The 22,399-nt window shown below is 72.5% G+C and carries 17 protein-coding genes; 9 read left to right on the top strand and 8 right to left on the bottom strand.

The window, feature by feature from the left end:
* Nucleotides 1-42: 42 nt before the first annotated feature.
* A complete protein-coding gene (locus ADK67_RS37865) occupies nt 43-1,665 on the bottom strand; it encodes a DUF885 domain-containing protein (RefSeq protein ID WP_231648552.1) in 1,623 nt (540 codons plus the stop codon).
* A 108-nt stretch (nt 1,666-1,773) separates the two neighbouring features.
* Between ADK67_RS37865 and ADK67_RS37860 the strand changes: the two genes are divergently transcribed.
* From ADK67_RS37860 to ADK67_RS37850, 3 genes are read left to right on the top strand one after another with little or no spacing between them, the layout of a single operon-like run.
* Entirely contained in the window at nt 1,774-2,574 is an 801-nt protein-coding gene (locus ADK67_RS37860; protein ID WP_053721423.1) for a nucleotidyltransferase domain-containing protein, read from the top strand.
* Between the two features lie 60 nt (nt 2,575-2,634).
* Nucleotides 2,635-2,922: a hypothetical protein gene (locus ADK67_RS37855; protein ID WP_197289808.1), complete on the top strand. Its 288-nt coding sequence runs from the start codon at nt 2,635-2,637 to the stop codon at nt 2,920-2,922.
* Nucleotides 2,919-3,770: an ATP-grasp domain-containing protein gene (locus ADK67_RS37850; RefSeq protein ID WP_053721384.1), complete on the top strand. Its 852-nt coding sequence runs from the start codon at nt 2,919-2,921 to the stop codon at nt 3,768-3,770. The genes ADK67_RS37855 and ADK67_RS37850 overlap by 4 nt, the downstream gene beginning before the upstream one ends.
* A 5-nt stretch (nt 3,771-3,775) precedes the next feature.
* Here ADK67_RS37850 and ADK67_RS37845 read toward each other — a convergent pair whose 3' ends face one another.
* The 3 genes from ADK67_RS37845 to ADK67_RS37835 form a co-directional block, all read right to left on the bottom strand.
* Nucleotides 3,776-6,271 (bottom strand): tetratricopeptide repeat protein, encoded by a 2,496-nt coding sequence (locus ADK67_RS37845; protein ID WP_157621324.1) that lies wholly within the window; start codon nt 6,269-6,271, stop codon nt 3,776-3,778.
* 92 nt (nt 6,272-6,363) lie between these two features.
* Nucleotides 6,364-7,938, bottom strand: a complete 1,575-nt coding sequence (locus ADK67_RS37840) for a solute symporter family protein (RefSeq protein ID WP_053721382.1) — start codon at nt 7,936-7,938, stop codon at nt 6,364-6,366.
* Complete coding sequence (locus tag ADK67_RS37835; RefSeq protein ID WP_053721381.1) at nt 7,938-8,354, bottom strand: DUF485 domain-containing protein; 417 nt, start codon at nt 8,352-8,354, stop codon at nt 7,938-7,940. The genes ADK67_RS37840 and ADK67_RS37835 overlap by 1 nt, the downstream gene beginning before the upstream one ends.
* A 330-nt stretch (nt 8,355-8,684) precedes the next feature.
* Between ADK67_RS37835 and ADK67_RS37830 the strand changes: the two genes are divergently transcribed.
* The 4 genes from ADK67_RS37830 to ADK67_RS37815 all read left to right on the top strand — a co-directional run bounded on the left by ADK67_RS37830 (nt 8,685) and on the right by ADK67_RS37815 (nt 13,024).
* A complete protein-coding gene (locus tag ADK67_RS37830; RefSeq protein ID WP_053721380.1) occupies nt 8,685-11,384 on the top strand; it encodes a sensor histidine kinase in 2,700 nt (899 codons plus the stop codon).
* Nucleotides 11,381-11,824: a roadblock/LC7 domain-containing protein gene (locus ADK67_RS37825; RefSeq protein WP_053721379.1), complete on the top strand. Its 444-nt coding sequence runs from the start codon at nt 11,381-11,383 to the stop codon at nt 11,822-11,824. Before ADK67_RS37830 ends, ADK67_RS37825 begins: the two co-directional genes overlap by 4 nt.
* A 7-nt stretch (nt 11,825-11,831) precedes the next feature.
* Nucleotides 11,832-12,359, top strand: a complete 528-nt coding sequence (locus tag ADK67_RS37820) for a DUF742 domain-containing protein (RefSeq protein ID WP_082404438.1) — start codon at nt 11,832-11,834, stop codon at nt 12,357-12,359.
* A gap of 200 nt (nt 12,360-12,559) precedes the next feature.
* The gene (locus ADK67_RS37815) at nt 12,560-13,024 is read left to right on the top strand and encodes a GbsR/MarR family transcriptional regulator (protein ID WP_053721377.1); all 465 of its coding nucleotides are present in this window, start codon (nt 12,560-12,562) and stop codon (nt 13,022-13,024) included.
* Here ADK67_RS37815 and ADK67_RS37810 read toward each other — a convergent pair.
* Genes ADK67_RS37810 through ADK67_RS37800 form a run of 3 tightly spaced genes read right to left on the bottom strand, consistent with a single transcriptional unit; the run spans nt 12,961 to nt 15,678 of the window.
* Nucleotides 12,961-13,914 (bottom strand): COX15/CtaA family protein, encoded by a 954-nt coding sequence (locus ADK67_RS37810; protein WP_053721376.1) that lies wholly within the window; start codon nt 13,912-13,914, stop codon nt 12,961-12,963. The two genes, ADK67_RS37815 and ADK67_RS37810, sit on opposite strands and share 64 nt — an antisense overlap.
* A 46-nt stretch (nt 13,915-13,960) precedes the next feature.
* Nucleotides 13,961-14,680 (bottom strand): ABC transporter permease, encoded by a 720-nt coding sequence (locus ADK67_RS37805; RefSeq protein ID WP_082404436.1) that lies wholly within the window; start codon nt 14,678-14,680, stop codon nt 13,961-13,963.
* 59 nt (nt 14,681-14,739) lie between these two features.
* Complete coding sequence (locus tag ADK67_RS37800; protein WP_231648551.1) at nt 14,740-15,678, bottom strand: ABC transporter ATP-binding protein; 939 nt, start codon at nt 15,676-15,678, stop codon at nt 14,740-14,742.
* Between the two features lie 122 nt (nt 15,679-15,800).
* On the opposite strand from ADK67_RS37800, the gene ADK67_RS37795 reads away from it, so the two are divergent.
* Nucleotides 15,801-16,442, top strand: a complete 642-nt coding sequence (locus tag ADK67_RS37795) for a DUF998 domain-containing protein (protein WP_231648550.1) — start codon at nt 15,801-15,803, stop codon at nt 16,440-16,442.
* A complete protein-coding gene (locus ADK67_RS37790) occupies nt 16,439-18,460 on the top strand; it encodes a glycosyltransferase (RefSeq protein ID WP_053721373.1) in 2,022 nt (673 codons plus the stop codon). The genes ADK67_RS37795 and ADK67_RS37790 overlap by 4 nt, the downstream gene beginning before the upstream one ends.
* A 162-nt stretch (nt 18,461-18,622) precedes the next feature.
* On the opposite strand, the gene ADK67_RS37785 is transcribed toward ADK67_RS37790, so the two are convergent.
* Nucleotides 18,623-22,270, bottom strand: a complete 3,648-nt coding sequence (locus ADK67_RS37785; RefSeq protein WP_053721372.1) for a patatin-like protein — start codon at nt 22,268-22,270, stop codon at nt 18,623-18,625.
* Between the last annotated feature and the right edge of the window lie 129 nt (nt 22,271-22,399).

Genomic DNA, 22,399 nt, shown 5'->3' with positions numbered 1-22,399 from the left:
TGGTCGGCGTGTTCCGCTTCCGACCGCCTCCGCCGGCGTGTCTCACCTGCCGAGAGCGACCTTCCGGGCCAGGCCGAGCGGCAGCGCGCCCGCGCCCGCGATGGTGTCGTGGAACTCGCGCAGCGACCCCGTGTACTCGGACCGGATGCTCTCGATCTCCAACGCACCGGTCAGGTACGACGGCGCCTGCGTCGGCCACGCGCAGTACCGGCTGACCTCGCCGGTCGCCGTGCCCGGCGTGAGCGACGCCTTCGTGGTCATGAACTCCTCGGCCTCCTCGACGGTCATGTCGCCGCAGTGCAGCGCGGTGTCCACGATCATCCGCGCCGCGCGGAACAACCGCGCTTCGACGTGCGCCAACTCCTGCGCCCGCGCCTTGGCCGCGTCGCCGACCACCTCGGCGGTGAAGTAGCCGTGCTCGCGCAGCAGCTTCTCCGCGTACAGCGCCCAGCCCTCGGAGAAGTACGGCGTGCGGAACACCTTGCGCACCGGCCGGTCCTGCGCGGCCAGCCACGACAGGTGCCAGTGGTGGCCGGGGTACGCCTCGTGCACCGCGATCGTGGCCAGCTGGGCGCGGGAGTTGGTGCGCAGCCGCTGGGTGGTCTGCTCGGCGGTGAACCCGTCCGGCGGGAACGGCACGAAGAAGTGGCCCGTCCGCTGGTCGGTCAGCGGCGGCGGCGACATGTAGGACGCCACCGACAGGACCGGGCGCTGGAACGCGGGCGACGGCACCACCCGGCACTCCTCGCCCTCGGCGAACGTCACCAGGCCGTGCTCGACCAGGAACGCCCGCGCCCGCCGCGTCTCCGCCTCGTACTCGGCGCGCATCGCCTCCGGCGTCGGCGGGTGGTCGTCCTGGAACGACGCCATCACCGCGTGCCAGTCGTCCGTGCCGGCCAGCTCGCGCATCTCGGCGTCCAGCTCGGCGTAGGCGGCCTTGCCCCGCTCGTGCAGCTCCGCGGCGCCGTAACCCAGCACCTCCTGCTCGCGCAGCAGCGTCGAGTACAGCTGTTCGCCCATCCGCCAGTCGCCCTCGGCGCGGTCGGCGAACTCGTCCAGGAACACGGCCAGCTCGTCGAACGCCCGCGCGGCCGGTTCGGCGGCCTCGGCCAGCTCCGCGCGCAGCGCCGGGTCGGTCACCTCGGCGGGCAGCGTGGCGGTGAGGAACGCCCGGCCGGTGCGGGCCTGGTCGGCGGCGCGCTTGACGATCTTCGGCGCGGCCAGCCCCCGGTCCAGGTTCGCCCGGCACGCGGCCAGCACGGCGGGCACCTCGGCCAGCCGCTTCACCACGCTCGCCACCAGCTCCGGCTCCGGCCGCAGCCGGTTGAGGAACGCGCTGAACAACGGGTACAGCACCGCGGTGGTGTAGACGGACGGGTCGCGCCGCCACGAAGGCCACGTGGCCTTCGCCCGCACGCCGCGCAGCACGGCGACGACGAGGTCCCGGTCCACCGAGCCCTGGAGGTCGTCGGCCCCGGCCGCGGCGAACCGGTCGAGCCACGCGTCCGCGCCGCGTTCGTATTCGGTGAACGCGCCGGCGCTGAAATCGCCGAGGGTGTGGTCGTGGGCGAGTGAGCCGAGCATCGCGGCGGTGCCCGGGTTGTGGTCGAAGTGCCACGCGAGGAACTGTTCGACCAGGTGGGTGAGGTGGGGGGTATCGGTCACGACCCGCAAGCTACCCGGCGGCCGGGCGGTCCGGGAGGCCGCCGAAATTCCCTTGGGCTTTGCCTGTTGACGCTTTAAGTTCTCGGCGTCCACGACAGGAGAATGGCCGTGAAGCACAACAACCCGGAATTCGCCGAGATCGCCCGGCGCGCGACGATCCTGCGCACGCAGGTGGGTTCGGGCGTGCACGGGACCGCCATCGAGGGCACCGACGACCGCGACGAGATGGGTGTGTGCGTCGAGCCGCCGGAGTTCGTCATCGGGCTGCGCCGCTTCGAGCAGTACATCTACCGCAGCGCCGAAGAGCGCACGGGCGTGCTGAACACCCCGTCCGCCGCCGGTGACTTGGACCTGGTCGTGTACTCGCTGAGGAAGTGGCTGCGCCTGGCGCTGCAGGGCAACCCGACCGTGCTGCTGCCGCTGTTCGCGCCCGAGCACGAGATCGTCTCGGTCACCGACCTGGGGCGCGACCTGCGCGACAACGCGGACATGATCGTGTCCCGGCTGGCGGGCCGTCGGTTCATCGGCTACCTGCACAGCCAGCGCAGGCGCATGGTCGACGGCACGGTGGCCAAGCGCGTCAACCGGCCCGAGCTGGTGGCGCGGCACGGCTACGACACGAAGTACGCGGCGCACATGGTGCGGTTGGGCGTCCAGGGCGTCGAGCTGCTGGAGACCGGCCGGATCACGCTGCCGATGCCCGAGCCGTGGCTGACGTGGATCCGCGACCTGCGGCAGGGGCGGCACACGCAGCAGGAGGCGATGGACGCGGCCGAGTCGCTGGAGGCCCGGTTGGAGGAGCTGACCGCGGACTCGTCGCTGCCGGAGCGGCCCGACCACGCGCGGGCCGACAAGTGGCTCGTCGAGGCCTACGAATCGGTCTGGTCGACGGTGTGGTCGTCGTCCTGACCAGGGCCGTGAGTGTCGTCACGTGCGCGGAAGCTACCGACAGGTTCTAGTCTGGCCGACGTGGCAGAGGACAAGAGGATCGGGCGCGCGGTGAAGACGGCGACGGCGTTCGTGGCCGCGCACGGCAAGCCCGCCCGCGCGGTCGTGCAGAACGTCGGGCGGGCGGGCGCGCGGGTCGTGCTGGTCGGCGACGACGGTGCCATGGGCGACGTGGTGCTGCCGGACGTGGCGTCGGCGGAGGCGCTGGTCGAGTCCGTCGCCGACCTGGAGCGGCACGAGTGGGACCGCGAGACGACGGCCGCGGTGCGGATCGGGCCGGCGCACCGGCGGAAGATGGCCGGCCGATGAAGGTCCTCTTCGCGACCTGCGACACGCTGCCCGAGGGCGACGGCGACGACGCCGCCCTGGTGGACGCCCTCGCCGACGTCGGCGTGCACGCGGAGTGGACGGCGTGGGGCGCGCCGGCGCAGGCCGACCTGGTCGTGCTGCGGTCCACCTGGGACTACCCCGAGCGGCTGCCGGAGTTCCTGGCGTGGTGCGACGCCGAGCCCGCGCTGGTGAACCCGGCGTCGGTGGTGCGGTGGAACATCGACAAGACGTACCTGGTGGAGCTGGCGCGCCACGGCGTGCCGGTCGTGCCCACGGCGGTGGCCGGGCCCGGCTTCACCGACTGGCCCGACGGCGAGTTCGTGGTGAAGCCGACCGTCGGCGCCGGTTCCCGCGGCGCGCTGCGCGTGGCGGCGGGCGACCACGAGACGGCCGCCGCGCACCTGGACGCGCTGGGCGTGCCCGCGCTCGTGCAGCCGTACCAGTCGCACGTGGACTCCGTCGGCGAGACCGCGATGGTGTTCCTGGGCGGCCAGTACTCGCACGCGTTCACCAAGGGCGCCATGCTCACCGCGGACGCCGAGTTCGACGAGTCCGGCCTGTACGTGGTGGAACGCCTGTCCGGCGCGGCGCCGTCACCCGCGCAACGCCGGGTCGCCGAGGACGTCATGGACGCCGCCTCCGCGCTGATCGGCCTGCGCCGCGACGAACTCCTGTACGCGCGGGTGGACCTGATCCCGGGCGCCGACGGCGCGCCGCTGCTGCTGGAGCTGGAACTGGTCGAGCCCTCGCTGGGCTTCCGCCAGACCGACGCCACCGCACCGCTCCGCTTCGCCTCGGCGGTCCGGGCGGCCCTCGCCCGGCGGTAGGCCGGTCAGCCCATTTTCGCCAACGCGGCGCCGACGTCGGTGATCACCGGGTGCCCGGCGCTGAACCGCTCCCGCGCGATCGCCAGCACGTCCCGGTACTCCGCCTCCGCTTCGGCCCGCCGGCCGCCGGCGAGCAGCGCGTCGGCGAACGTCGCCCGGACCCGCAAGGTCCTGGGGTGCTCCGGCCCGTACACGCGGACGGCGGCCGGCACTAGGTACCGGCACATCGAGTCGGCTTCGGCGATCCGCCCGGTGCGGATCAGCAGTCGCGCCAACAGCCGCCCGGTGATCAGCGTCGACGGGTGGTCCACGTCGAGGACCCGCTTGCGGATCGCCAGCACTTCCCGCAGTTCGGCCTCCGCTTCCGGGTGGCGGCCCAGGTCGTGCAGCACTCCCGCGAGGTTGGCCCGGGTGATCAGCGCGCCGTTGTGCTCGCTGCCCTGCACCCTGGTGCGGACCGCCAGCAGTTCGCGGTGCGCGCTCTCGGCGAGAGGCAGATCGCCGCGCTTCCAGATCGTGTAGACGACGTTGTGCGCGGCCGACAGCGTTACGGGATGTTCCGTGCCGAAGAGCCTCCGCCGCGTTTCGAACACGGCCTCGTACTCGGCGAGCGCGAAGTCGAAGTCGCCGTGGTCGAGGTGCACGCCCGCCGCGTCGTACCGCGTGTCGAGGGTGTCGCGGTGTTCCGGCCCCAGTGCCGACGTGCGGGCGTCGAGCACCACGCGGTACTCCGCCAGGGCCTCGTCCAGCATGCCGAGCGCCCGCAGCGTGCCCGCCACGCGGTGCCGGGTGCGCAGTGCCTGGTGGTGGTCGGGTCCGAGCGACTCCTCCCACCCGGCCAACACCTCCCGGTACTCCGCCAACGCCGTCCGGGTGTCCCCCCGCTGGTGGAGCACCCTGGCGAGGTCGTGCCGGGTCGCCAGGGTGTCCGGGTGGCCCGCGCCGAGCACCTCGGTCCGCGCCGCCAGCACGTGCCGGTACTCCCGCTCCGCGTCCGCCAGCGCGCGGCGGATGCGCAGGGCGTCGGCGACGTGGTGGTGCGACTCCAGGGTGACCGGGTGGTCCGCGCCGAACACCCGTGAGTTCACCCGGTGCACCCGCTGGTACAGGTCCTCGCAAAGCCCGTACCTGCCGGCCGCCTCGCAGTACAGCGCGGCGCGCCGGTGCACGCGTGCGCCCAGCTCGTCGTGCTCGTGCTCGGCCGCGCAGTGCGGCAACAGCATGTGCCAGCGAGGCCACCCGGCCGGGTCGGCCGGGTCGAGGCCGCCAGTCGCGCCGTCCAGCACGGACAGCCGGGCCGACCGGTACTGCGCCGCGTGGTCCAGCGCGTCGGCCTGGTGCCGGTTGATCTCGCGCAGGAGCGGGTGCAGCACGACGGCGCCCGGGTTCTGGTCGGCCAATCCCATGCCCAGCAACGCGCCGAGGGTGTCCGCCAGCCGCTGCGGCGTCAGCCCGCCGAACACCGGTGATTCGGCCAGGCGTGCCGCGTCGAGCAACGCGTACGGCACCGGCGCGGCGGCCAGCGTGGACAGGAACCTCAACAACGGCCGGGCGAACGGGTGTCCGCGTTCGGCGAGCAGGTCCAGCGACAGCTCCCAGGTGCGGCTGAGCACCTGCCGCTCGTGCCGCGACCCCGCGCTCACCGCCTCGGTCGACTCGACGAACCGGGCGGCCAAGGCCGCGGAGTACTCGCGGAAACCACGCGGCACGGACAAACCGGGCAACGCCGGGCTGCGCGCGGTCGACTCCAGGTAGGTGCCGGCCAGCCGCAGCGCCAGCGGCAGACCGCCCAACTGCCCGGCCAACGCCCGCGCCTCCGCATCGGTGCCCGCGTCCGGCGCGAGGTCGAGCAGCACCGCCGCGCCGTCGTCGTCGGCCAACTGCCGCACCGGCAACAGCGCCGCGCGCCTGCCCCACGTCGCGGCGCCGCCGTCCCGACTGGTGATCAGCACGGTCCGTCCTGGTCCGGGGTGCCGCAGCCAGCCCCGGCCCGCGGCCGCCGACCCCAGCACCTCGGGGTCGTCGGCGTTGTCCAGCACCAGCAGCCACGGCCAAGGCGTCCGGTCGAGTTCGCGCCACAGCAGGTCGGGCGCCGACATCTCACCGGACCACGCCGCGCGGACGGCTTCCGCGTTCGCGCCCGCCCGCAGCGCCACCTCGCGCAGCCCTTCGCTGATCGCGGCGGCGCCGGTGGCGTCGACCCACCAGATCACGACCTCGTCGCGGACCTGTTCGGCCAGCGCCAGCGTCGTCTTGCCGTACCCGCCCGCGCCGTGCAGGACCACCACGTGGCCGCCGGCGCGCACCCGCGAACCCAACTCCGCCAACAGGTCGACCCGACCGCGCACCTGGTGGTCGAGCTGCCCCGAGGGCACGGCCGCCGAGCCGCGCCCTGGTCCGGACACGGCAGGCCGTTGATGGACGTGGAGGTCGCGGCCCGCCTGGAGCACGTCCGCCGATCCTGACGCCACCGCGGCCTGCCGCACCTCTAAACCGTCCACCACCACGCTCCGTCCGGTCGGATGTCCCGTTGGTCCGGGATATCCGACTCGCGGTCGGAGGCGTTACCCGACAGGTGTCGCGCGACGGGCCGTTACTTGAGGCCGGAGCCGATGCCGGTCAGCGACCGGACCTCCATCTCGGCCTGCTTGGCCGGGTCGGACTTCTCCTTGCTCAGGATCGTGCCGAGGTAGCCGCACAGGAACGAGAACGGGATCGACACCAGGCCCGGGTTGCTCAGCGGGAACCAGGCGAAGTCGACGTCCGGGAAGATCGAGGACTTCGCGCCGGACACGGCGGGGGAGAAGGCGAGCAGGAAGATGCACGACCCGAGCCCGCCGTACACCGCCCACAGCGTCCCCGGCGTGTTGAACCGCTTCCAGAACATCGAGTAGATGATCGTCGACAGGTTCGCCGACGCCGCCAGCGCGAACGCCAGCGCCACCAGGAACGCCACGTTCTGCCCGTTCGCCGCGATGCCGCCGGCGATCGCCAGCAGGCCGACCACGACCGCGGTCAACCGGGCGACCCGGACCTCTGACCGCGGGTCGGCCTGGCCACGCTTGATCACGTTCGCGTACACGTCGTGCGCGAACGACGCCGACGCCGTCAACGTCAGCCCGGCCACCACCGCCAGGATCGTCGCGAACGCCACCGCGCTCACCACGCCGAGCAGCACCGCGCCGCCGACCTCGTAGGCCAGCAGCGGCGCGGCCGAGTTCTCGCCGCCGGGCGCCGCCGCGATCTCCTTCGAGCCGACCAGCGCCAGCGCGCCGAACCCGATGACCAGCGTGCAGAGGTAGAACGTGGCCATCATCCACGTCGCCCACACCACCGAACGGCGCGCCTCGCGGGCGTTCGGCACGGTGTAGAACCGCATCAGCACGTGCGGCAGCGACGCGGTGCCGAGCACCAGGGCCAGCGCCAGCGAGATGAAGTCGAGCCGGCTGGTCGGCGTGGCGCCGTACCGCACGCCCGGCTCCAGCACCTCCGGTCCGAGCGGCGTGTTCCGCGACGCCGTCTCCAGGATCGCCGACAGGCTGAACCCGAACTTGCCCAGCAGGAACACCGTCAGCAGGGTCACGCACATGATCAGGAAGACGGCCTTGATGATCTGCACCCACGTGGTGCCCTTCATGCCGCCCAGCAGCACGTACAGCACCATGACGATGCCCACCACGGCGATGATCACCGACTGGCCGACCTTGCTGTGCACGTCCAGCAGCAGCGCCATCAGCGCGCCCGCGCCCGCCATCTGCGCGATCATGTAGAACAGCGAGATCACCAGGGTCACGTTGGCCGCCGCGGCGCGCACCGGGCGCTGCCTCATCCGGAACGCCAGCACGTCACCGAGGGTGAACCGGCCGGTGTTGCGCAACCGCTCCGCGATGATCATCAGGCCGAGCAGCCAGGACACGACCCAGCCGATCGAGTAGAGGAACCCGTCGTAGCCGTTGACCGCGATGCTGCCGGAGATGCCGAGGAACGACGCGGCGGACAGGAAGTCGCCCGAGAGCGCGATGCCGTTCTGCGGCCCGGTGAAGCTGCTGCCCGCGGCGTAGTAGTCCGACGCGGTGGCGTTGCGGCTGCCCGCCCGGTACACGATGTAGAGGGTGATCAACACGAAGACGCCGAAGACGCCGAGGTTGATCGCGGTGTTGCCGCCCATCAGGCCTGGTCCTCCGCGGTGAGCGAGCGGACGGTGTCGACCTGCGGGTCGAGCTTGCGCCGCGCGTAGCGGGCGTAGCCCAGCGTCAGCGCGATCGTGGAGACGAACTGGAGCAGCCCGAACAGCAGGCCGATGTTGATCACGCCCCACACCGGCGTGCCCATGAAGTCCGGCGCGTACGCCGACAGCGCGACGTAACCCAGGTACCACAGCAGGAACCCGCACGTGGCGGGCACCACGAAGATCGCTGTCCGCCGGCGGAGCTCGCGGAAATCAGCGCTCGCCTGTAGCGCGACGAAGTCCGGGTCGCCCGCTTCGTCGACCAACAGGGATGACCCCGGGTCGTCGAAAGTGGCGAAGCCGCGCCCGCCGCGAGCGGGTCTGGAATCCGTCGGAGGCAGGATCGCCTTCGTCATCAATCCTCCACGGGGATTTGCCTCGCCGTGCACGCGGATGCGCGGGCCGCCGGCGAGCGCTCAGCGTAACCGCGTTGGGCCGCCAGTCAACGACGTGACGCCAACGGTCGTGTCACCGCTGCTCAGTCGATGCCGGACCGTTGTCTCGATTGGCGTCCGAGCCACCCCGGGTCGTCACGCTGCGCCGATCGGATGAGGACCTACCGCAAGGTCGTTGTCCCACGCCTGTCCACCACCTACTATCCGCCCAGCAACATCACGCTCGTCGGTCATCAATACGTCGACGTCGTTCAACTTCGAAACAACTACGGACTTTCCGGGGCTTGTCTGGTGACTGGCGACAACAACGCGCGCGGGCAGTGGTGGAAGGCCGTCGCGGACTGGCGGAATTGGCGCCTGCCGGTCAAGCTCGCCGCCGTCCTGGCGGTGCCCGTGCTCGTCGCCGTCGGCGCGGGCGTGGTGCAGATCCGCGGGTACGTCAAGAGCGCCGACACCTACGCCTCGATGCAGCGCATCGTCACGCTCCGTGCCGGCATCGACCCGTTGATCGCGGGCGTGCAGGCGGAACGCGCGCGGTCGGCGCAGCGGGCCGAGGGCGCCGGCGTGACCGACGCCGACTTCCGGGACCTGACGCGCGCCACCGACAACGCCGCCGCCGGCGTGCGGAACCTGATGGAGCGCACCACGACCCTCGGCGAGGTCGCCAACGCCCGGTTCCGCGACGTGGTCGTCCAGCTCGACGGCCTGCCGCAGCTGCGCGAACGGGTGGTGTCGGGCAGCGTCGACCTGGAAGGCGCCATCGGCGGCTACACCGTGGTGCTGCGCGCCCTGCTCGACTTCGACCAGGCCATGGTCGGCGACTTCGGCGACCCGGCGCTGTCCGGCACCGCGACCGCGCTGCACAACCTCGCCATGGCCGGCGAGCAGGTGTCCTGGCAGCACGCGACGGTCCAGGCGGGCATCAGCCGCGTCCGGCTGCTCGACTCCGAGGTCACCGCGCTGGAGCAGTCCTACACCCGCCAGCAGGACAAGCTGGCCGACTTCTCCGCCGTCGCCACGCCGCAGCAGCAGGCCGACTACCGCAGCACCGTGTCCGGCCAGGACGTCGACCTCCGCAACAGCCTGTTCCAGCAGGTCCGCGTCAACTCCACCGCCGTGGAGCTGTTCGTCAAGGCCGACGACTGGAACCGCGGCTCAGAGGCCACCCTCAAACAGATCGGCATCGTGCTGCGGTCGCTGGAGGGCCAGCTGACCGCCACCGCGGGCCGGCTGCAGGACGCCACCAGCGACCGGGCGGGCGCGGCGTCCGTGATCCTGCTCGCCTCGATGTTCGCCGCCGCCGCGGTCGGCTACGTCATCGGCAGCTACCTGCTGCGCTCCCTGCGCGCGCTGCGCACCGCCGCGCTGGACGTCGCCGAGCACCGCCTGCCCACCCTGGTGGCGCAGCTGCGGGAGAACGCCGCGCACGACGTGAGCGTCACGCCGGTGCCCGTGCACACCAGGGAGGAGCTGGGCCAGCTGGCGCGCGCGTTCGACGCGGTGCACCGGCAGGCGGTCAGCTCCGCCGCCGAGCAGGCCGACCTGCGCACCGGCATGCGCAACGCGTTCATCAACCTGTCCCGCCGCAGCCAGGGCCTGGTGGAGCGGCAGCTCAAGCTCATGGAGGAGCTGGAGCGGCAGGAGGAGAACCCCGAGCAGCTGGCGAACCTGTTCAAGCTGGACAACCTCGCCACCCGGATGCGCCGCAACAACGAGAACCTGATGGTGCTGTCCGGCAGCGACGTGGCCCGCCGCTTCACCCGCCCCGTGCCGCTGGGCGACGTGCTGCGCGCCGCCGCGTCCGAGATCGAGCAGTACCAGCGGGTCGTCGTGCAGACCACGCCGTCGGTCGAGGTCGTCGGCTACGCCGCGGGCGACCTGGTCCGGCTGGTCGCCGAGCTGCTGGACAACGCCACCACGTTCTCGCCGCCGCGCACCCAGGTGATCGTCGGCGGACGGCCCCGGCCCGGCGGCGGCGTGCTGGTCGACGTGGTCGACGTCGGCGTCGGCATGTCGGAGGAGGACCTGGCGCAGGCCAACCGCCGGATCGCGCTGGCCGCGTCGGAGGACTCCGGCGAACTGCCCGTGTCACGCCAGCTCGGCCTGTACGTGGTCGGCAGGCTCGCCGGGCGGCACGGCATCGACGTGGGGCTGCGCGAGCAGGGCGACGGACTGCGCGCGGTCGTGGCGCTGCCCGCCGAGGTGGTGCGCCCGACCGGCTCGACGCCGTCCCGCGCCCTGGCCGCCCAGGCGTCCATCCCGGCGCCGTCCCCGTCCACCGGCGCGCAGCTCGCCCTGCCACGCGCCGCGGGCGCACAGCCTTCTTCTGTGCCACTGCCTGCTCTGCCGCACACGACGGTGACGCACTCCGCTCCTTACTCCTCGGTTTCCGACTCCGCCGGGCAGCACGCCGGTGGTCAGCACTCCACGACGCCTTACCCCACCGGGCCGCAGCCGGCCCTGCCGCGAGCCACGGGTCCGCAGCCGGCGCTGCCGCCGTCGACCGGGCCGCAGCCGGTCCTGCCGCGGGCCGCCGTGCCGCCGCCCGCTCTGCCGCAGCCGGTCCTGCCGCCCGCCGTGCCGCTGAAGGACGACGGGTGGTCCCCGTTCCGGGGGCGCACCGTCGACGAGCCGGCCGCCACACCGCCCGCCGCGCCGGCCTCACCGCCGCGCCGGACGGCCTCGACCTGGTTCGGCGGCGCACCGGCGCCGTCCGGGCAGGGGGAACCGGCGCGGCACCGCGCCGCGGACATCCACGCGCGCGGGGAGGCGCCCGTGAACGACAAGCCCGTGAACGACATTCCGGCGGAACTGCCCAAGAGGCAGCCGCGGACCAATCTGGTGGCCGAACGGCCGAGTGCGCCCGACGCGGTGGCACCCGTACGGAGGGATCCGCAGGCGACACGCGGCTTCCTCGCCAGCTACCAGACCGGGATCCGGCAAGGTGTGCGGGGTTCCGGTGAGAATCGAGCTGGGCAGGAGAACGGATGAGCACGCAGAAGTCGCGACAGGTCGACCAGTTCGGCTGGCTGGTGAGCAACTTCGCCGATCGCGTGCCCGGGGTGGCCCACGCCGTGGTGATCTCGGTGGACGGCCTGCTGCTGACCGCGTCCAACGGGCTGCCCGACGACCGGGCCGACCAGTTGGCCGCGATCGCGGCCGGCATGGCGAGCCTGACCGAGTCGGCGGCGAGGTGCTTCGACGGCGGCGGCGTGTTGCGCTCGGTCATCGAGATGCAGTACGGGATCATGCTGCTGATGTCCATCAGGGACGGCTCGTGCCTCGCGGTGCTGGCCGCACCGGACGCCGATGTCGGCCAGGTCGCCTACGAGATGACCGTGGTCGTGGACCAGGTCGGCCAGCTCCTGACCCCCGAGCTGCGCGCCCAGCTCCACGGCGCGAAGCGGATGATGGCCCGCCCGTCTGCGTGAGGTGGTCATGGACCGGAACGAGGAGACCGGGGCGTCGGACGAGACGTTCGCCGCCCTGCTCAACGGGTTCAGCCTCGACTCCTCCCGCCGTCGCAAGCAGGAGCAGCCGAAGCCCGAGCGCCACGAGACCGAGCCGGGGGACACCAAGCCCCACCGGCCGGTCTTCGACGATGACGACGACTTCGAGTACCCGCGCGAGGAGGCGGCGTCGATCGTCCGCGCCTACTCGTGGACCGGCGGCCGGACCACGTCGTCGTTCCAGCTGGAGATCGAGACGCTGGTGTCGGCGGTGGACTGGGACTACCCGGGAGCCATGAAGGCCGAGTACCACGAGGTGATCGCCCTGGTGGCCAGGCCGCGGTCGGTGGCGGAGATCGCCGCCCTCCTGCGCCTGCCCCTCGGCGTGGCCAAGGTGCTGCTCGGCGACATGGCCGAACGGGGCCTGATCGACGTCCACCGCACCGCGACCACCGACGGCGAACTGCCTGACCTGGGCCTGATGGAACGAGTCCTGGCCGGCCTCCGCCGCCTCTGACCCGAGAGTCCTACCTCCAGCTCGCGTGAGTCCTACCTCCAGACCGCGCGTGTCCTACGTTCGGAACACGCGTGTCCTACGTCCAGGAGCCCTGAATTCAACGCTCAGCACGGCGCGCCACCTTTGCGTGATGATCAGCACACGACCTATCGTGGCTTCAGTGCCGACCGAAGAGTCGGACGTCGAGCCGAGGGGGTCGGATGAGCGTCGGACGGGAAACGCGGTTGTCGGCGTGGATCGAGCGGTTCGCGGCGCACTTCGCCGAGGAGGGCATCCCGCTGATCGGCGGTCGCATCCTCGGCTACCTGCTGGTGTGCCAGCCGACGGAACGGACCGCCGCCGAGCTGTCCCAGGAGCTGGAGGCGAGCAGCGGCTCGATCAGCACGAACCTGAAGTTCCTGGTCAACGCCGGTCTGGTGACGAAGCGGACGCGCCGCGGCAGGCAGGCGGCGCAGTACCGGATCAACGAGAAGCGGTGGGTCGACCTGATCCAGCGCAAGCTGGACGCCCTGGTGAGCGTGCGGGAGCTGACCGAGGCCGGGATGCGGCTGATGAGCGGCGACCCGGAACGCGCCGTGCGGCTGCGGACCGTGGACGACCTCTACACGTGGCTGGCGACGGAGCTGCCCGCGGTCTGGGAGCGCAGGCCCGCGTCCTCGCGGTGAGGGCGTTCGCGGGTCGACACCCACAGGGCCGCGGTGGCGACGACCACCGCGCCCGCGCCCAGCACGTGCAGTGACACGAGCACCTCGGGCACGCCGGTCCAGTACTGGACCATGCCCAGCGAGCCCTGCGCGAGCACCACGGCCACCAACGCGTAGTACGGCCGCCGCGGCACGGGCTGGCCGCGCAACGCGAAGCCCAGCGCGATGAGCATGCCGAGGAACAGGAACAGCAGGTCGGCGTGCACCTGCGACAACGTGTCCACCGACACGTCCAGGCGCGGGGTGGCCGCGTCGCCCGCGTGCGGTCCGGCGGCGGTGACGAACGTCCCGGCCATCAGCAGCAGCCCGAGCGTCACGGCCTGCACGACCTGCAACGCCAGCAACGCCCGCGGCACGCGCGGCCGGGCGGGCTCGTCACCCTCGCCCAGCGCCGCGACCAGCAGCACGGCGAACCACACCAGCGCCATCGACACCAGGAAGTGCACGCTCACCGTCCACCACAGCAGGCCGGTGAGCACGGTGAACCCGCCGATCACGGCCTGCAGCACGACCCCGCCGAACTGCACCAGCGCCAGCACCACGACCCGCTTGCGCCGCGGCCGGTTGAACCACGCCGCCAGCACGCACAGCCCGGCGATGACGCCGACCACGCCGGTCAACGTCCGGTTGCCGAACTCGACCCACTGGTGCAGCGACGCCACCTCGGGGTGCTCGACCGGCACGAGGCTGCCTTCGAAGCACTGCGGCCAGGTGGGGCAGCCGAGGCCCGATCCGGTCACCCGCACGATCGAGCCGGTGACCGCGATGCCGCCTTGGGCGATCACGACGGCGATGGCGAACGCGCGCTGGAACGTGCTCAGGAAGGTGGTGAACCAGGATGGGACGGACACGACCCGATGGTAGGTACCACTGGCTGAGAACCGCCGCCCGGGGGTGTCAGCCGAGCTTGGTGGTCTTCATCGCCAGCGCGCCCGCGGCCACGCCCCAGATCACCAGCACGGCGACGTGACCGGGACCAGGAGCCGTCCCCTCGACCACGGCCTCGTGCAGCGCGAGCGCGAGCGCGGCGGACGGCAACGCCTCCACGACGGTCGCGAGCCACGCCGGCAGGGTGTCCACGCCGAGCGCGACGCCGCCGATGAGCAGCAGCGCGAACCACACGATGTTGGCCAGCGCGAGCACGATCTCCGCCCGCAGCGCGCCGCCGAGCAGCACGCCGAGCGCGCCGAACGACAGCGTGCCGAGCAGGATCAGCACGGCCGCCCACAGCAGGCCGGTCGCGGCGGGCAACTGCCAGCCCAGCAGCAGGGCGATCACGGCGATGACGACGACCTGCACGGCGACCACGGCCAGCGCCGCGACGACCCGCCCGGCGACGAGCAGCCAGCGGGGGAGCGCGGTCGCGGCGAGCCGCTTGAGCACGCCGTAGCGCCGGTCGAAGCCGAGCGCGATCGCCTGCCCGGTGAACGCGGACGAGATCACGGCCAGCGCGAGGATGCGCGCGGTGGCCGAGCCGACCCGCGGTTCGGGCACCGGGATGACGTCCATGAGGCTCATCGCGACCAGCAGCGCCACCGGGATGAGCACGGTCAGCAGGATCTGCTCGCCGTTGCGGAGGGTGAGCAGGGTCTCGGTGCGGGCCTGGGCGAGCAGCATCCGCCCGAGCTTCCCGCGTCCGGGCGCGGGCGTGAACGTGCCCGGTGCGAAACGTTCGGTCACGAGCGCAGCTCCCTGCCGGTCAGCTCCAGGAACACGTCCTCCAGGCTGCGCCTGGCCACGGTCAGCTCCTCGGCCAGCACGCCCTGCTGTGCGCACCACGAGGTGACCGTGGAGAGGACCTGCGGGTCGATGGTGCCGTGCACCAGGTAGGTGCCGCGGCTGGCTTCACGCACCTGCAGCCCTTCGGGCAGGGCGGCGCGCAGCAGCGTCAGCTCCAGCCCGGGTCGGGCGCGGAAGCGGAGCTGCCGGTCGTCGGCGTGGTGCTCGGTGAGCTCGGCGGGGCTGCCCTGCGCCACGACGCGGCCGGCGTCGACGATGACGACGTGGTCGGCGAGGGCTTCGGCCTCGTCCATCAGGTGCGTGGTGAGGAGCACGCTCACACCGTCCGCGCGCAGCGCCGACACCAGCTCCCACACCAGGCGGCGGGCCTGCGGGTCCATGCCGGCGGTCGGCTCGTCGAGGAACACCAGCTCGGGCCGTCCGACGAGGGCGCACGCCAGCGACAGGCGTTGCTGCTGCCCGCCGGACAGCCGCTTGTACGGGGTGCGCACCGAGGACGACAGCCCGAGCACGTCGAGCAGCCACGCGGGGTCGAGGGGGTTGGCGGCGCAGGCGGCCACGAGCCGCAGCATCTCGTCGGCCCGCACGCCGGGGTAGCCGCCGCCGCCCTGCGGCATCACGCCGATGCGGGGCCGCAGCCGGTCGCCGTCGCGCTTCGGGTCGAGCCCGAGGACGCGGACCTCGCCGCCGTCGGCCGCCCGGAATCCCTCGCACACCTCGACGGTCGTCGTTTTCCCGGCGCCGTTGGGGCCGAGGAGCGCGAGGACCGTGCCGGTTTCCAGGGTGAGGTCGAGTCCGTTCACCGCGACGGTGGAGCCGTAGCGCTTGACCAGCCCCGACACTTCCACGGCAGGGTGCTGGGGGTGCGGGCTCACGACGCGGAAGCCTAGGGCGTCGCCCGGCCCCACCCGGTGGTGGGGTCAGCCCTACCAGGGTTCTCCGGGTGGCTTCAGGGTCGTCTAGGGGGTGTTCCCGATATCTTCCGTCACCATTCCGGGTGAAGATTTTCCTCGTGGTGGAGATCCGGGGGAAAAGACGGACGGCGGTGTTGCCGCTGGCTGTTGTGGGGCTTGTCCTGTCGCTGTTCCCGATTGTTTACCTGCACGTGGCGTCGGTCGGCGAGCTTAGTCCGATCACCCACACGATCAGCGACTACATCTTCGTGGACAACGGCAGCGGGCTGCTCGCCGTCACCTCGCTGACGCTGGCGGCGGCGTCGGTCGGCCTGCTCGTCGCCCTGGTCCGGTCCGGTTTGCCCAGGCGGGGGCCGGTGGCGGTGCTGCTGGGGCTGTGGTCGGCGGGGCTGGCGGTGGCGACGGTGTTCCCCACCGACCCGACCGGCACGCCCACGTCGTTCTCCGGCGCGGTGCACCGCTACGCGGGCGCGGTGATGTTCGCCAGCCTGCCGCTGGCCGGGTGGCTGATTTCCCGGACGTTCATCTCCAGTACCACGCTGCGCCGTTTTTCCGTCGCCGCGGGTATCACCTCGGTGGCATTCATGCTCAGCCACGTCTCGGTGGTCTACCCGGGCAGCGGCACGGTCGTGCTCGGGCTTTTCGAGCGCGTCCTCTTCGCGTTGCTGTACGGCCTGCTGTTCGCGCTGGCCTCCGCCGTCCTGCGCCGCGAGGAGACGTCATGACGTGGCTCGCCGTGCTGCTCGCGGTGCTGGGCGCCGTGTTCTTCGCCTTCGCCGCACGCCTGCAGCACGACGCGGTGCGGGCCAGCCAAGGCACGTTGCGGGTCCTGGAGTTGCTGCGCAGGCCGCGGTGGCTGGTGGGCCTGGTGTTGCTCGTCCTCGGCGCCGGTGTGCACGCGGCGGCGTTGGGGATGGCGCCGTTGAGCGTGGTGCAGCCGGTCGGCGTGGTCGCGATCGGCATCACCGCGGTGCTCGACGGTCGCCGGCGTGAGCTGCCCGCGGTCGCGTGGACCACGTTCGGCGTGGGGGCGTTCGTGCTCCTGGCCGCGGGCAGCGCCACGTCGACCGCGGTCGCGCCGGAGGCCGAGGTGAAGGCCGCGCTGCTGGCGCTCGGCCTGATCGCGGCCCCGGGCCTGGTCGGCGTGCTGTCGACCCGGCCCGCGGTGCGCGCCCTCGGTTTCGGCGCGGCGGGCGGTGTCGCCTACGGCTTCGTCTCCGTGCTCATGCGGTCGGTGTCGCAGGACGTCCAGCAGGGCGGCCTCGCGTGGACGACCGCGTTCTCGGCGGCGGGCATCGTCGTCGCCCTCGTCGTCGGCGGCTGGTTCATCCAGCACGCCTACGCCAGCGGACCGCCGCACGTGGCGGTCGCCTGCCTCACCGTGGTGGACCCGCTCGTGGCCGTCGGCATCGGCGCGGGGCTGCTCGGCGAGGCGACCCGGACCAGCCCGCTCGTCGGCGCCGCCCAGGTCGCGTGCGCCGCGATCGCCGTCGGCGGTGTCGTCGCGCTGGCCCGCACTCGAACCCTTCCCGCAGTTCCCACCAGATCGGAGACGACAGTGACCAACGGACGCGCCATGCGGATCGTCATCGCCGCGGAGACGTTCCCCCCGGACGTCAACGGCGCGGCCCGGTTCGCCCACCGCCTCGCCACCGGTCTCGCGGGCCGCGACCACGACGTGCACGTCATCGCCGTGTCACCGGACGGCGCGGCCCGCACCGAGCACGTCGACGGGATCACCGTGCACCGGGTGCGTTCGCACCGCACGCCGTTCCACCGCACGTTCCGGATCGGGCTGCCGTGGCAGGTGCGCAAGGACGTCGGCGCGCTGCTGGAGGAGCTGCGGCCGGACCTGGTGCACGTGCAGGCGCACTTCGTGGTGGGCCGGTACGTGCTGCGGCAGGCGGCGGCGCTGGGCATCGCGACGGTGGCGACGAACCACTTCATGCCGGAGAACCTGTTCGGGCACGCCCACGTGCCGGCGTGGTTGCAGGGGATGGCGTCGCGGTGGGCGTGGCGCGACCTCGGCCGGGTGTTCGGCGAGGCCGACGTGGTGACCGCGCCGACGCCGCGGGCCGTGCAGCTGCTGCACGACAACGGGTTCCCCGAGCGGGCCGTGCCGGTGTCGTGCGGCATCGACATCGACCGGTACCGGCTGCGCCGGCCCGTGCGGCACACCGACGCGCCGACCGTGCTGTTCGTGGGTCGGCTGGACGAGGAGAAGCGGGTCGACGAGCTGCTGCGGGCGTTGGCGCTGGTGCCGCGCCTGCACGCCGAGATCGTGGGCGACGGGTCGTGCCGGGCGGAGTGGGAGCTGCTGGCGCGTGACCTGGGCATCTCGGACCGGGTGAGGTTCCGCGGCTTCGTGAGCGAGTCCGAGCTGCTGGACGCGTACGCCGCCGCCGACCTGTTCTGCATGCCGGGCATCGCGGAGCTGCAGAGCCTGGCGACGATGGAGGCGATGGCCGCGGGCAAGCCGGTGGTGGTGGCGGACGCGATGGCGTTGCCGCACCTGTGCAAGCCGGGTCGCAACGGCTGGCTGTTCACGCCGGGTGACGTGCGGGGCCTGGCGGACCGCCTGCACGCCGTCACCGTCGACCCGACCGTGACCGCCCGGATGGGTGCCGCGAGCAGCGAGATGATCGCCGCGCACGCCATCGACGCCACCCTGGAGACCTTCGAGTCCCTCTACGCCCGCGCCCTGGGCCTCCCCTCCGTCCGCCCCACCGCCCTCGCCGCCTAACCACCCCCCGCGTGTCCTACCTCCAGAACACGCGTGTCCTACGTTCAGAACGCGTGAGTTGAACACTCAGAACACGAGAGCCAGGCCCTCTGGGTGTTCTGAACGCTCAACTCGCCTGTTCCGAACGTAGGACACGCGCGTTCTGGGTGTAGGACACGCGGGTCAGTCGACGTCGGAACCTGTGACGGAGCGGTAGGCCGCGCGGTGCGCCACGCGGTGGCCGCCGGTGCTGAGGCGGGGCTTGCCGGTGTCGTCCAGCTCGGTGAGGAACTTGAACAGCATCCCGTGACCCTCCAACCGCTTCAGCAGCACGTCGGCCACGTCGTCCGGCTCGAAGTCCACAATGGACATCTGCTCCACCAGTGACGTGGCGATGGTCCGCCGCGCCCGCAACGGCACCCACCACGTCGTCACCAGCAGCAGCACCAACCCGAACGCCAACGCCGTGCCCAGCACCGCCTCCCACCCGGTGAACCGCAGCGAGAACACCTGCACCACGGCGGCGATCACCAGCAGCACGGTCCCGTACACGGCGGCCCACCCGGCGGTCGCGGACGCGGGCGGCTCGGCGGCCTCCGTGTCCCACACCCCGTCCACCTGCCGCCATCGCCGCAGCGAACTGCCCAGCACGTACGACGTGACCGCGCCGAACACGATCGCGACCACCGTCCCGACGACCACCAGCGCCGGGCTCAGGTCGTACAGCCGGTACCGCACCACGGCCCACACGCCGACCACGATCGCCGCGGCCACCAGCACCCGCACCAGCAGCCGCGGCTTGAGCCGGATCTTGCCCAGCACGGCCAACGGCGTGCCCACCGGCGCGGGCAGGCTGCCGATGATCAGCAACCCCACCACGACCAGCAGCACGCCACCGACGGCCACCATGCCCGTCACGGCCTGGTCGCCGGTCTCGCCGGACGCCAACGCGTTCCTGGTCCGGTCGATCGCCACCGTCACCAGCGGGATCACCGGCGACAGCAGCACCAGGCCGTGCAGCAGCGTGCCGGATCGCAGCGCCGCGTAGCCGAACGCGGCCAGCAGCGTGCCCCCGCCGAACGCCGCCGCCGGACCCACCGCCCACGGCGGCAGCAGGTCGAACAACGACAGCACCAGCAGCGCGCCGCCCAGCGCGAACCCGAGCAGCCCGAGGAACTGCGCCAACCGGCCGCCCCTGGTCAGCCCGGTGATCGTCCAGTACGGCAGCAGCGCCGCCCCGCGCAACGTCCTGGTCAGTGGTTTCGCCGTGCCGAGACCGGAGTTGTCGCTGTCGGCGACGGTGATCGCCACCGCCGCGGCCGTCGCCGCCGTCCGGATCACCTGGTCGCTGCTCGCCTCCTGCACCAGGGGCTCACGCCCGATGCCCGCCCGGTCGAACGCGCTCAACCCCCGCACGCCCACCTCGACCCGTTCCGCGTCCGTCCGCACGGGCAGCCGGGCCAGCAGCGCGGCCTGCTCCTCCAGGAACAGCTCGCCGCGCGAACGCCGGTCCGCGCCCTCGTGCCGGTCGGCCAGGATCGCGGCGCGCAGCGCGGGCAGCTCCTCGCAGATGATCCGGACGTGCAGGCCCCACGCGGCCAGCTCCGCCAGCGCCGCGCACGTCGGCGGGTGGTCGCCGTCCGGGTTCGCGTAAACCTTCCCCAGCTCCGCCTTCGCCCGCTCGGCGTATGGCGCCAGCTCGTCCGGCACGCCGTCGCCGAACAGCTGCACCACCAGCTCGTCGACCTTGGCCGCGGCCCGTTCGACGGGATCGCCGCCACCACCGGTCAGCCGGTCCACGCGCAGCAGCCGTTTCGGGTCGAACACCACCTTGCACAGCATGGACGCGCCGTCGAGCCGCCCCCAGATCCAGTCGTTGACCCGCCAGGACCGCTTGAGGAACCCGGAGAACCGGTGCAGGGACGCGCCGCCCGCCTTGTCCTCGGCGGTGATGCTGTACTCGGCGAACGCGTTGCGCGTCTGCAGGCTGATCTGCACCAGCTCGACGGCCTGGTCGAGGCCGCCGCGGGTGTCGTCGGCCAGGCACGTCGTCGCGACCTCCAGGGCCAGCACCCGCGACAGCAGCAGCTCGCCCGCCACGAGCCCCGCCTCGGCCTCCGCGTCGGTGCGCGGCTCCGTCAGCAGCCGGTGCCACGACCGCAGCTCGCCGACCCGCAGCTGCTCGTCCTCCAGTTGGTCGAGGATGTCGTGCGCGTCGCCCAGGACGCCCGCGATCCGCTCCACCTGCTCGCGCACCCGCTGCCCGACGCCGTCCGGCTCGTCCAGCATCTTCTCGGCGAACCGGTGGACCCGCCGTTCCCAGTACGCCTGGTCGAGCTCCTCGGTCCCCTCGGTGGTCCAGTGCCCGTCCAGCTCGATCCGGGCGGCGCGCAGCCTCGCCCGCACGTCGAACAGGTTCGTGCGGGCCATCGCGAGCCGCTGGGCGTCCGGCATCACCCACACCAGGCGTTTGAGCACGTCCATCGCGGCGGACGCGAGCCGTTCGGCCATCGTGATGCCCCACGGCCAGCCGTGGTCGGGCAGCGCGGCGGGCTGGGGCCGGGTCGGCACGTACGGCAGCTTGCTGTGGTCGGCGCGGTACTCGCGCTGCGCCGCCTCGGCCGCGGCGCGGACCCGTTCGAACGTCCAACCGGCGGCGTTCGCGCCCGGCACCTCGAACTGGCGGGACGTGACGTCGCGGGCGGCGTGCCGGATGCGCACGTCCTCGTAGTGGTCGTGCAGGGTCTCGGCCAGCGCGTACACCTTCCCGGTGACCGAGCCGCCGGACGCGAGCCGGTCCAGCAGGGCGTTGCGCCCGCCGCGGCGGGAGGCGGCGTTGCGGTTGTGCTCCTCGATGCGTTCGACGTAGGTCCGGCCGCTCTGGCTGGTCAGCGCGCCGAGCAGCTTGCCGCCGGTGGCCATCGTGCTGGGCAGGGCGCCGTCCACCGGGGCGACCGGCTCGACCACCGCCTCGGGGGCGTGCGGGAACACCAGCAGCATCACCCGCCGCACCGGGCCCTCGGCGGGCATCCGGTCGATGGCCTCCAACGCCTCCTTGGTGGGCGTGTTGACCAGGACGCCGCCGTCGACGGCGTAGCGGGACCGGTTGTCGGTGTCGTTGGCCCAGGACGCGACCTCGGCCATGTTGGGCTTGTCGCCGTCGGGCGCGCCGGGTGCGACCGGGATGAACGAGGGCTCGAACGCGAACGGGAACGACGCGGACGAGCGGGCGGCCAGCGCCATCCGGCTGACCAGCGTCGGGAGCTTGTCGGCGGTGAAGTCGTCCCGGCCGCCGGGGTCGCGGCGGAACGAGAAGCTGCCCTGGTGGGTGGACTGGACGAGGGTCTGGCCGAGGTCGTCGTGGGTGACCGTGGGCACGCCCGCGAGCAGCGTCGTCGTGATGCGCAGGTCGACCGGCCGGTCTTCTTGCGGTGCGAAGTCGGTGGTCAGGCGTTCGAGGGCTTCCTGGAGCCTCGGGAGGAAGAACTCATCGCCGCGCAGCAGTGACGCCGGTTGGCCCCGGAACGGGGTGCGCAGCAGCTGTTCCATCCGGCCTTGCTCGGCCCACAGGTCACGCAGCCGTTCCAGCCGGGCGTTGGCGTTGACCTGCGACAACGCCAACGCGGCGCCGTTGATGCCGCCTGCGGACGTGCCCGTGATGACGTCGGCGCGCGCCGTGCTGCCGACCATGTCCAGCAGGTCGGCGTACGGGCCGTCACCCCTGGTCAGGCGGTCGAGTTCGAGCACGACCCCGCCCATCCACACGGCGAGGCTCACACCCCCGTTGAGCACGACGGCGAACCGGATCTGCTCCCTCGGCACGTCGACCATCACGCACTCCCTCCCCGGATTGCGCCCGATCCTCCCAGCTACACCGCGAGAGTCCTACGTTCAGCGCGCGAGAGTCCTACGTCCGGGGTGCGTGAATTCAACGCTCAGCGCAGCCCCGACGCCGTGCCG

This window comes from Saccharothrix sp. NRRL B-16348, from assembly GCF_001280085.1.
In the GTDB taxonomy this organism is placed as follows: domain Bacteria; phylum Actinomycetota; class Actinomycetes; order Mycobacteriales; family Pseudonocardiaceae; genus Actinosynnema.
Note: the sequence above shows the minus strand (reverse complement) of the source record. Positions and strands in the feature narration are given on the sequence as shown.